This is a genomic window from Kocuria aegyptia (assembly GCF_039530085.1).
Classification (GTDB): Bacteria; Actinomycetota; Actinomycetes; order Actinomycetales; family Micrococcaceae; genus Kocuria; species Kocuria aegyptia.
In genome coordinates this window covers 211,166-221,460 of record NZ_BAAAOA010000005.1, presented here as the reverse complement: position 1 = coordinate 221,460, position 10,295 = coordinate 211,166, and the positions used below count along the sequence as shown (strand labels likewise).

At 71.6% G+C, this 10,295-nt stretch carries 7 protein-coding genes; 1 reads left to right on the top strand and 6 read right to left on the bottom strand.

Translation table 11 applies throughout. The features are described 5' to 3' along the window. Nucleotides 1-356 precede the first annotated feature (356 nt). From tyrS to ABD220_RS01750, 6 genes are all read right to left on the bottom strand, one after another. A complete protein-coding gene (gene tyrS, locus ABD220_RS01775; protein WP_344119277.1) occupies nucleotides 357-1,667 on the bottom strand; it encodes a tyrosine--tRNA ligase in 1,311 nt (436 codons plus the stop codon). 66 nt (nucleotides 1,668-1,733) lie between these two features. Beyond that, complete coding sequence (locus tag ABD220_RS01770) at nucleotides 1,734-3,992, bottom strand: HelD family protein (RefSeq protein WP_344119276.1); 2,259 nt, start codon at nucleotides 3,990-3,992, stop codon at nucleotides 1,734-1,736. A gap of 119 nt (nucleotides 3,993-4,111) precedes the next feature. Further along, complete coding sequence (locus ABD220_RS01765) at nucleotides 4,112-4,648, bottom strand: adenine phosphoribosyltransferase (protein ID WP_344119274.1); 537 nt, start codon at nucleotides 4,646-4,648, stop codon at nucleotides 4,112-4,114. 26 nt (nucleotides 4,649-4,674) lie between these two features. Continuing rightward, the gene (locus ABD220_RS01760) at nucleotides 4,675-5,349 is read right to left on the bottom strand and encodes a DNA-3-methyladenine glycosylase (RefSeq protein ID WP_344119272.1); all 675 of its coding nucleotides are present in this window, start codon (nucleotides 5,347-5,349) and stop codon (nucleotides 4,675-4,677) included. Next, the gene (gene argH / locus ABD220_RS01755) at nucleotides 5,346-6,794 is read right to left on the bottom strand and encodes an argininosuccinate lyase (RefSeq protein WP_344119271.1); all 1,449 of its coding nucleotides are present in this window, start codon (nucleotides 6,792-6,794) and stop codon (nucleotides 5,346-5,348) included. Before argH ends, ABD220_RS01760 begins: the two co-directional genes overlap by 4 nt. 123 nt (nucleotides 6,795-6,917) lie before the next feature. Further along, nucleotides 6,918-8,129, bottom strand: a complete 1,212-nt coding sequence (locus tag ABD220_RS01750; RefSeq protein ID WP_344119269.1) for an argininosuccinate synthase — start codon at nucleotides 8,127-8,129, stop codon at nucleotides 6,918-6,920. Between the two features lie 406 nt (nucleotides 8,130-8,535). Between ABD220_RS01750 and ABD220_RS01745 the strand changes: the two genes are divergently transcribed. Then, entirely contained in the window at nucleotides 8,536-10,212 is a 1,677-nt protein-coding gene (locus ABD220_RS01745) for a catalase (RefSeq protein ID WP_344119268.1), read from the top strand. Nucleotides 10,213-10,295: the final 83 nt, after the last annotated feature.

Genomic DNA, 10,295 nt, shown 5'->3' with positions numbered 1-10,295 from the left:
ACACTATTGAGTTCTCAAACAACAGACCAGCAACCAGGCACCACACCCGGAAACCGTGTTGGAAATCTTTGTTCTCGCTGACCCCCGCGTCGGAACTTCGTTCCCCGCCTCAGGCAGCTCGACCATCTTACGCAGTCCGTTCGCGGCGTGTCAACTTGCGTTGTGCGCTTCCCGGACCGACCGGAACGGTCGCTCCCGCATGAACTAGGCAGCACCTGTCGGTCCTGCTGCTCTTTGCGGTGTTGTCGTCCGCCGGCCTCTCGGCCCCGCTCGACGACTCGATGAACACTACACCCCCGCCCAGGGGCCTGCAAACTCGGCTCCCGGACGGGGGTGCTGGGCGGCTCGGCCCCTGGTCAGGCCTCCACGGTGACGGCGGCAAGGTGCTTCTTGCCCCGGCGCAGCAGCGCCCACCGTCCGTGCAGGAGCTGGTCGGGGCCGAGCTCGGCGTCCTCGCCGACGACCTTCTCGTTGTTCACGTAGGCCCCGCCCTCCTTGAGGGTCCGGCGCGCGGCGGACTTCGACTCCGACAGCCCGGTGGCCACGAGGAGATCCGCGACCTGCAGTGGGCCGGCGGTCACGCTGGCGCCGGGCAACTCCCGGGCCACAGAGTCCAGGGTCTCGGCGTCGAGCTCCGCGAGCTCGCCCCGGCCGAAGACTGCGGCCGAGGCCGAGATGGCCTTCTCGGTCGCCTCGGCCCCGTGCACCAGCGAGTTGACCTCCCAGGCGAGGACCTTCTGGGCCTGCCTCTTGTAGGGCTCCTCCTCGACGGCGCGGGCCAGCTCCTCGATCTCGGCACGGCTGAGGAAGGTGAAGACCTTGAGCCGGTCGACCACGTCGGCGTCGGCGGTGTTGAGCCAGAACTGGTAGAACGCGTACGGCGAGGTCAGCTCCGGGTCCAGCCACACGGCGTTGCCCTCGGACTTGCCGAACTTCGTGCCGTCCGAGTTGGTGATCAGCGGGGTGCCCACCGCGTGCACGGACACGCCCTCGACCTTGCGGATCAGCTCGGTGCCCGAGGTCAGGTTCCCCCACTGGTCCGAGCCCCCGGTCTGCAGGGTGCAGCCGTGCTCGCGGTAGAGGTTCAGGTAGTCCAGGCCTTGCAGGATCTGGTAGCTGAACTCGGTGTAGGAGATGCCTTCCTCCGAGTGCAGGCGCTTGGCCACGATGTCCTTCTTGATCATCGTGCCCACCCGGAAGTGCTTGCCGATCTCGCGCAGGAAGTCGATGGCCGACAGCTGGGAGGTCCAGTCCAGGTTGTTCACCATCACCGCCCGGTTCTCGCCCTCGAAGGAGAGGAACCGCTCGACCTGGGCGCGCAGCAGGTCGACCCACTGCGCGACGGTCTCCTTGGAGTTCAGGATCCGCTCGGAGGTCTGCCGGGGATCCCCGATCAGACCGGTGGACCCGCCCACCAGGCCGATCGGGTGGTGGCCGGCGAGCTGGAGCCGGCGCATCAGCAGTAGCTGCACCAGGTGCCCGAGGTGCAAGGACGCCGCGGTGGGGTCGAACCCGCAGTAATAGGTGACCTTCTCCTCCGACAGCGACTTCTCGAGCGCCGCCTCGTCGGTCGACACGTGCACGAGGCCGCGCCACTGCAGCTCCTGCCAGACGTTGGCGAAGGACGGATCGTTGTGCTGGAGGTCCAGGTCTATTGCGTTCGACACGGCTTCCAAGGTACCAGGGCGCGCAAGGGATCCTCCTCCGCGCCCCGGTGCCTCAGGGGTCCGGGCTCAGAACCGGTCGAGGCCCGCCGGGAGCGGCCGGGCCGCGACGACCCGCAGCCGCTGGGTGGGCCGGGTCATGGCCACGTAGAGGTTGCCCACCCCGCCGCCGACCTCCTCGACGAGCGCCTGCGGCTCGACGACCACCACCGAGTCGAACTCCAGTCCCTTGGCGTCCCACGCGGAGAGCACCACGACCTGCCGGTCCAGCCGGCGGACCCCGGCGCCCACCAGCCCGGGCAGGGCACCGGCGAGCGCCGTGCCGATCTGCTGCACGCGGTCCTCGGGCACGATCACGGCCACGAGCCCGCCGTTGACGAGCTCGAGCTCGGTGCGCACCTGGTCGAGGACGCTGTCGACCACGTCCGCGGCGAGGACGCGCTGCACGATCGGCGGCTCGCCCTCGCGGACGGCCCGCGGGGCGGAGATGTCCAGGCCGGCGGCCCGGGCGACGTCGACCGCGGCCTCGGCGATCGCGGCGGGGGTGCGGTAGTTGACCGTGAGCTCGTCGAGGACGAACCGCTCCCCCACGAACGGCTCGAGGGCGTCCTGCCAGCTGCGGGCGGCAGTGGCCGAGCCGGCCTGGGCGATGTCGCCGACCACGGTGAACGACTTCATGGGGCACCGGCGCATGAGCACCCGCCACTGCATCGGCGAGAGCTCCTGCGCCTCGTCGACGACGACGTGCCCGTAGGCCCACGTGCGGTCCGCGGTCGCGGCCTCGGCGGCGGTCATCCGGTGCTGGGTCACCGCGTTGAAGTCCGTGAGCTGGGCCGCGGTCACGATGCCGTCCGCGCCGACGTCCTCGAGGCTCTGGTGCATGTTGCGCAGCGCGTGCTCGGCGTTGTCCGTGGCCTTGCGGTGCTCCCGGTCCGCCTCGGCCCGCCGGCGCACCCCCGCCGCGTCGAGGTCGCCCAGCAGCTCGGCGGCCTCGTCCAGCAGCGGCACGTCCGCGACGGTGAAGGGGGCGTCGGCCGGGCGCAGCAGGGCGTCGACCTGCGCGGCGTCCAGGTGCGGGGCGGCGGACTCGAGATAGTGCCGCTTGCTGAACAGCTGGCCCACGAGGGTCTGGGGCGACATCGGCATCCAGGCGAGGTTGAGCGCGATCCGCACGTCGCGGGACTGCCGGATGTCCTCCGCGAGGTAGGAGCGGTCCATGACGTTGCCGCTGGTGGTGTTGAGGTGCTCGCCGAGCTGCTCGGTGAGTTCCCGCAGCACGATCTTCACGAAGGTGTTGCGCGCCTCGTTGTGCGGCTTCCCGGTGGCACGGGCCTTGTCCCGGGCGCGCTTGACCGTGCGCGGGGTCAGGGTCACGCGGTGGGAGTCGACGCGCAGGACCTGGTCCGCCGCCGGGACCTTCTGCCGGTCCCGCACGGCGCGGGCGACGACGTCGGCCATGTCGAGGCCCGACTTGAGCTGCGCGGTGCGCGGATCGCGCTCGGGGACGGCTGCGACGCCCGGGAACAGCTCCGCCAGGGAGGACATCACGACGCCGGTCTCCCCGAGGGCCGGCAGCACCCGTTCGATGTACCACATGAACGACGACGACGGACCCACGATCAGCACACCGGCCTTGCGCAGCCGCTCCCGGTGCTCGTAGAGCAGGTACGCCGCCCGGTGCAGCGCCACGGCGGTCTTGCCGGTGCCGGGCCCGCCCTGCACCACGCGGACGCCGGGCAGCGGGGCGCGGATGATCTTGTCCTGCTCGGACTGGATGGTCGCGACGATGTCCGACATCCGTCCGGTGCGCTTTTGGTTCAGCGCCGCGAGCAGGGCGCCCTCCCCGTGCAGCACGCCCTCGTCGTCGAGCATCTCCGGGTCGAGGACGTCGTCCTCGAGGGCGGCGACGTCGCGGCCCTCGAGGATGAGGTGGCGGCGGCGCCGGACGCCCATGGGGTTCTGCGCGGTGGCCTGGTAGAAGGCGGCGGCCTCGCGGGCGCGCCAGTCCACCATGAGCCGCTGGTGGTCCGCGGTGGCCAGGCCGATGCGCCCGACATAGCGGCGGTCGCCGTCCTCGCCGTCCAGCCGGCCGAAGACGAGCCGGTGGTCCACGGCCTCGAGCTGGGCGAGGCGGTCCTCGTAGTGGGAGGCGAAGGCGTCCCGCTCCGCGCGGTTCTGGTGGTTGCCGGCGGACTCGCTGCGCCGGACGGCCGCGAGCTCCGCGGTCTTCTCGGCCCGCAGCTCGTCGAGCCGGTCGTAGAGCATCGCGACGTACGCGCGCTCGACAGCAAGTTGCTCGGCCGCCATCGTGGCGACGGTCTCTGCCATGGGTGGACACCTCGTTCCGGATCGAACAGACCATCGATTCTACCGGCACGTACCGAGATCCTCCGGTCGCGCGGCCGTGCGTTGCGTAACAGGAGCAACGTCGGGGACGGCGCGGCAGGTCAGACGCGGTACAGGGCGCGGACGCGGTGCCCGCCGAGCTGGCTGCGGCCCCGCAGGTCGGTGAGCTCCATGATCAGCCCGAACCCCGCGACGTGCAGCCCGGCCCGGTGCAGCAGCTGTGCCGTGGCCCCGAGCGTGCCGCCGGTCGCGAGGATGTCGTCGAGCACGAGCACCCGGGCGCCGCGGGGGACGTCGTCGGTGTGGATCTCCAGCACCGCCGAGCCGTACTCCAGGACGTACTCCTCGCGGAAGGTCTCCCGCGGCAGCTTCCCCGCCTTGCGCACGGGGATCAGGCCCACGCCCGTCGCGTAGGCCACGGCTCCGGCCATGAGGAAGCCGCGAGCCTCGACGCCGGCCACGTGGTCGAACTGGCCGCGGAAGGCGTCGGCCAGGGCGTCGGCCGTCCGCCGGAAGCCGGCGCCGTCCGCGAACAGGGGCGTGAGGTCGCGGAAGAGGACCCCCGGCTCCGGGTAGTCGGGGATCTTCACGCACAGGCGCTCGATCATCTGCTCAACGGATTCAGTCACGCCGCTCATGCTATCCGCCCGGTCCCGGCGCGGACTCAGCGGCGCCGGCGCGGGACCGCGGGTCGGTACGGGGAGACGGAGCGTTCACCGGGGAGCCACCACCGCCAGGGGTACTCGGGGGTCCCGCCGGGCCCGGACACCCCGGTGCGCGGCCCGCAGCCGGCCGCGGCGCCGTCCGCCGCACCGTCCAGCCGCAGGAAGAAGCCCGGCGCCGGGGCCTCCTCCGCGGCGAGCGGGGCGCCGTCGTGGGTCAGGTCGATCCCCAGGGCCTTGGCGAGGTTGCCCGGGCCGCGGGCCAGGGCGGCGTCGGGCACCGGTCCGGACCGGCCCGCGGCCCGCCGGGCGCGGGCCAGATCCAGGCCCTCGACGATCTCGCCGGCCCGGAGCAGGCACCCGCCGGCGGTGCCCTCGGGGCGGCACACCAGGTTCACGGCGTGGTGCATCCCGTACGTGAAGTACACGTAGACGTGACCCGGCGGGCCGAACATCGAGGCGTTGCGCGCCGTGCGCCCACGCCACGTGTGCGCCCCCGGATCCGGCAGGTCGGAGCCCTCCGGCCCGCCGTAGGCCTCGACCTCCGTGATCCGCAGGGCCACGGTGCCCGCACCGGTCCGGTGGCCGAACAGGCCGCCGAGCAGCCGCGGGGCCACCTCGGGCGCCGGGCGGGACAGCAGCTCGAGCAGCGCCGGCCCGGTGCCGCCTCCGCTCATCCCGCCACGATCGGCGCGCGCCGCGAGAACTCCGCGGCCTCGGCCACCTGGCGCTCGAGCTCGCCGATCTGCGCCGCCACGGCCGACGGCGCGGTGCCGCCCTGGGCGCTGCGCGAGGCCAGCGAGCCGGCCACGGTGAGCACCTCGCGCACGCCCGGGGTGAGCCGGTCGGAGATCGCGGCGAAGTCCTCGTCGGAGAGGTCCCACAGCTCGATCCCGCGCTGCTCGCAGACCCGCACCGCGTCCCCGGCGACCTCGTGGGCGTCCCGGAAGGGCACGCCCTGGCGCACGAGCCACTCGGCCACGTCGGTGGCCAGGGCGAAGCCCTGCGGGGCGAGCTCGGCCATCCGCTCCGTGTTGAAGTCGAGGGTGGCGATCATCCCCGCGACCGCGGGCAGCAGCACCTCGAGCTGGTCGATCGCGTCGAAGACGGGCTCCTTGTCCTCCTGGAGGTCCCGGTTGTAGGCCAGCGGCAGGCCCTTGAGCGTGGCCAGCAGCCCGGTGAGGTCCCCGATCAGCCGGCCGGCCTTGCCGCGGGCGAGCTCGGCGATGTCCGGGTTCTTCTTCTGCGGCATGATCGAGGACCCGGTGGAGAAGGCGTCGTCGAGCGTGACGAAGGAGAACTCCTTGGTGGCCCACGTGGTGATCTCCTCGGAGATCCGGGACATGTCCACGGCGATCATCGCGGTCACCCAGGAGAACTCGGCGTAGACGTCCCGCGCCGCGGTGCCGTCGATGGAGTTGTGCACCGCGGAGTCGAAGCCCAGCTCGGCGGCGACGGCCCCCGGGTCCAGGCCGAGCGAGGACCCGGCGAGCGCCCCGGAGCCGTAGGGGGAGACCGCCGCGCGGGCGTCCCAGTCGACGAGGCGCTGGACGTCGCGCAGCATCGCCCATGCGTGCGCGAGCAGGTGGTGGGACAGCAGCACGGGCTGGGCGTGCTGGAGATGGGTGCGCCCGGGCATCGGGGCCTCGGGGTGGGCCTTCGCCTGGTCCAGGAGGGCCTGCACGACGTCGAGCACGTTGCGGGCGATGATCGCGGCGTGGTCGCGCAGGTACATCCGCCCCAGGGTGGCGATCTGGTCGTTGCGGGACCGGCCGGCGCGCAGCTTGCCGCCGAGCTCGGGCCCGGCCCGCTCGATGAGGCCCTTCTCGAGGGAGCCGTGGACGTCCTCGTCCGAGGCGGCCGGGGTGTAGGCCCCGGAGCGGACGTCGGCCTCGAGCCGGTCGAGGGCGTCGAGCATACCCTGCAGCTCGTCACCGGTCAGCAGCCCGGCGGTGCGCAGGACCCGGGCGTGGGCCCGGGAGCCGGCGATGTCGTAGGGGGCCAGGCGCCAGTCGAAGTGCGTGGACCGGCTCAGCGCCGCGAGGGCGTCGGCCGGTCCCCCGGCGAAGCGCCCGCCCCAGAGAGCGCCATCGTTGGTCCCGTGCTTGTCCTGCTGCGCCATGTCTCTCCTTGTGGGGTCCGTCGAGGTCGGGTCGGCCGGGCGTGGACGGAGGGCCCCACCGCCGGGATGGGGCCCTCCGTCGTCGTGCCCGTCCTGCTGGGGACGAGCCTACGTGCTCGGGTGCTACTTGGCCTCGGCCGCGATCCGCTGCTCGCGGGACGCCGCGACCTTCGAGGACATGCCGAACAGCTCGATGAACCCGCGGGCCTGGGACTGGTCGAAGGCGTCGCCCTCGTCGTAGGTCGCCAGGTTGAAGTCGTACAGGGAGGTGTTCGAGCGGCGACCGGTGACCGTGGCCTGGCCCGCGTGCAGGGTCATCCGGATGTCGCCGTCGACGTACTTCTGGGTGTCCTGGATGAACGCGTCGAGGGACTGCTTGAGCGGGGAGAACCACTGGCCGTCGTAGACGAGCTCGGTCCAGCGCTGGGTGGCCATGCGCTTGAACCGGGCCTGCTCGCGCTCGACCGTCACGTTCTCCAGCTCCCGGTGGGCGGCGATGAGGGCCATGGCGCCGGGGGCCTCGTAGACCTCGCGGGACTTGATGCCCACGAGCCGGTCCTCGACGATGTCGATGCGGCCCACGCCCTGGGCCCCGGCGCGCCGGTTCATCTCCTGGATCGCCTGCAGCGGCGTGACGGGCCGGTCGTCGATGGCCACCGGGATGCCGCTCTTGAAGCTGATCACGACCTCGTCGGCCGGCGGCGGGAACGTGGGGTCGTCCGTGTAGTCGTAGACGTCCTTGGTGGGGGCGTTCCAGATGTCCTCGAGGAACCCGGTCTCCACGGCCCGGCCCCACACGTTCTGGTCGATCGAGAAGGGGTTCTTCTTGGTCGTGGCGATCGGCAGGTGGTGCTTCTCGGCGTAGTTGATGGCCTTGTCGCGGGTCAGGGCGAGGTCGCGGACCGGGGCGATGCACTTGAGCTCGGGACCCAGCGTCTGGATGCCGACCTCGAAGCGGACCTGGTCGTTGCCCTTACCCGTGCAGCCGTGGGCCACGGTGGAGGCGCCGAAGCGCTGGGCGGCGGCCACGAGGTGCTTGACGATCACCGGGCGGGACAGCGCGGAGACCACGGGGTAGGCGTCCATGTACAGGGCGTTGGCCTGCAGCGCGGGCATGCAGTACTCCGCGGCGAACTCGTCGCGGGCGTCGGCCACGTAGGCCTCGACGGCCCCGCAGTCGAGGGCGCGCCGGCGGATGGTCTCGAGGTCCTCCCCGCCCTGCCCGACGTCCACGGCCACGGCGATGACCTCGGCCCCCGTCGCCTCGCCGATCCAGCCGATGGCCACGGAGGTGTCGAGGCCTCCGGAGTAGGCCAGCACAACACGCTCGGTCACGGTGTTCTCCTTCGTCGGTGGTCCGGGCGCCACGACGTGGCCCCGCCTTCTGTGCATGACTATACACGTCATCTTGTATTTATGCATCATCGTGCGGGCCGCCCCAACGCCCCTCCCGGGCTCCCCGGCCGCGGGATCGAGGCCGCGGGATCGAGGCCGCGGGATCGAGGCCGCGGCCGCCGACCGGGAGGGCGGAGCTGCCGGCCCGCCGCGGCGCCCGAGCACGCCCCTGACCTGCACCGGCGGCCTGCGCCACTCGTCAATTATGAATAGCTAGCAATAGCGCGCCCCTTCCGACATACTGGTCGGCAGGTGTCGTCCTCACCGATGAGCACACCCCGGGCAGGCAGGAGCACTCCCGCCCCGGTCCGCCCGAACTTCCGGTCCCTATCCCGAGAGGAACCCCATGACGAACGTTCCCGAGCAGACCCTGACCACGCGCCAGGGCCACCCCGTCTACGACAACCAGAACACCCGCACCATCGGCTCGCGCGGGCCCGCGACGCTGGAGAACTACGCGTTCCTCGAGAAGATGAGCCACTTCGACCGCGAGCGCATCCCCGAGCGCGTGGTGCACGCCCGCGGCACCACGGCCTTCGGCTACTTCGAGGCCTACGGCACGTACGGCGACGAGCCCATCGCCAAGTACACCCGCGCGAAGCTCTTCCAGGAGGCCGGCAAGCGCACCGACGTCGCCCTGCGCTTCTCCACCGTGGCCGGCGGCCGCGACTCCTCCGAGGTCGCCCGCGACCCGCGCGGCTTCGCCGTGAAGTTCTACACCGAGGACGGCAACTGGGACCTCGTCGGCAACAACCTCGGCGTGTTCTTCATCCGTGACGCCATCAAGTTCCCGGACTTCATCCACTCCCAGAAGCCGGACCCCGTGAACTTCGAGGCCGGGGTCGCCAACCGCGCCTTCGACTTCTGGAGCCAGTCGCCCGAGGCGATGCACATGATCACGATCCTGTTCTCCCCGCGCGGGATCCCGGCGGACTACCGCCACCAGCAGGGCTTCGGCGTGAACACCTACAAGTGGGTCAACGCGGCCGGTGAGTCCGTGCTCGTGAAGTACCACTGGATCCCGAAGCAGGGCGTGAAGTCGCTGACCTCCGAGGACGCGGCGAACATCCAGGCCCAGACGCTCGGCTCGCACACCAAGGACCTCTACGACGCGATCGAGGCCGGCGACTACCCCGAGTGGGAGCTGCAGGTGCAGGTCATGGAGGACCACGACCACCCCGAGCTGGACTTCGACCCGCTGGACGACACCAAGGTGTGGCCGGAGGAGCTGTTCCCGCCGAAGCCGGTCGGGCGCATGGTCCTCAACCGCAACCCGGAGAACTTCTTCGCGGAGAACGAGCAGATCGCCTTCGGCACCGGCGTGCTGGTGGACGGCCTCGACTTCTCCGACGACAAGATGCTCGTGGGGCGCACCTTCTCCTACTCGGACACCCAGCGCTACCGCGTGGGCCCGAACTACCTGCAGCTGCCGGTCAACGCGCCGAAGGCCAAGGTCGCCACGAACCAGCGCGACGGCCAGATGGCCTACGGCGTGGACCTGGCCCCCGGCCAGAACCCGCACGTGAACTACGAGCCGTCCATCACCGGCGGCGTGCAGGAGACCCCGAAGGACGAGGGCTACCACTCGTCGGTCGGCCCCGAGATCAACGGCCGCCTCACCCGGGCGCGGATCGAGCGGACCAACGACTACAAGCAGGCCGGCGAGCGCTTCCAGCTCCAGGAGGACTGGGAGAAGGAGGAGCTGATCGCCAACCTGGTCGGCGCCCTCTTGCAGTGCGACCGCCCGATCCAGGAGCGCATGGTCTGGCACTTCTACATGGTCGAGGACGAGCTGGGCCAGCGCGTGGGCGACGGCGTCGGCGTCTCCCTCGAGGACGTCAAGGACCTGGCCCCGCTGCCCACGCAGCGCCTGTCCGAGGAGGAGCTGCAGCGCGTGGCCAACCTCGGCAACAACGGCCCGCGCAACGTGGAGGGCCTGACCATGACCCACTGCGTCCCCAACGAGCGCGTGGTCGTGGAGCGGGAGCCCCAGCAGGCGAGCCCCGCGATGATGTCCAACTGATCCCCGTCCCCGGGGCCCCGCGCGGGGCCCCGGGGTCCGGGTCGGCGGAGTGCCGGCAGGGACGACGGAAGGGGCCGGCCGCG

Bases quoted from the DNA above. Each gene is read 5' to 3' on its own strand.
- ABD220_RS01745 (WP_344119268.1), top strand. From the start codon at position 8,536: ATGACGAACGTTCCCGAGCAGACCCTGACCACGCGCCAGGGCCACCCC.
- ABD220_RS01760 (WP_344119272.1), bottom strand. From the start codon at position 5,349: ATGAGCGGAGGCGGCACCGGGCCGGCGCTGCTCGAGCTGCTGTCCCGC.
- ABD220_RS01765 (WP_344119274.1), bottom strand. From the start codon at position 4,648: ATGAGCGGCGTGACTGAATCCGTTGAGCAGATGATCGAGCGCCTGTGC.
- argH (WP_344119271.1), bottom strand. From the start codon at position 6,794: ATGGCGCAGCAGGACAAGCACGGGACCAACGATGGCGCTCTCTGGGGC.
- ABD220_RS01770 (WP_344119276.1), bottom strand. From the start codon at position 3,992: ATGGCAGAGACCGTCGCCACGATGGCGGCCGAGCAACTTGCTGTCGAG.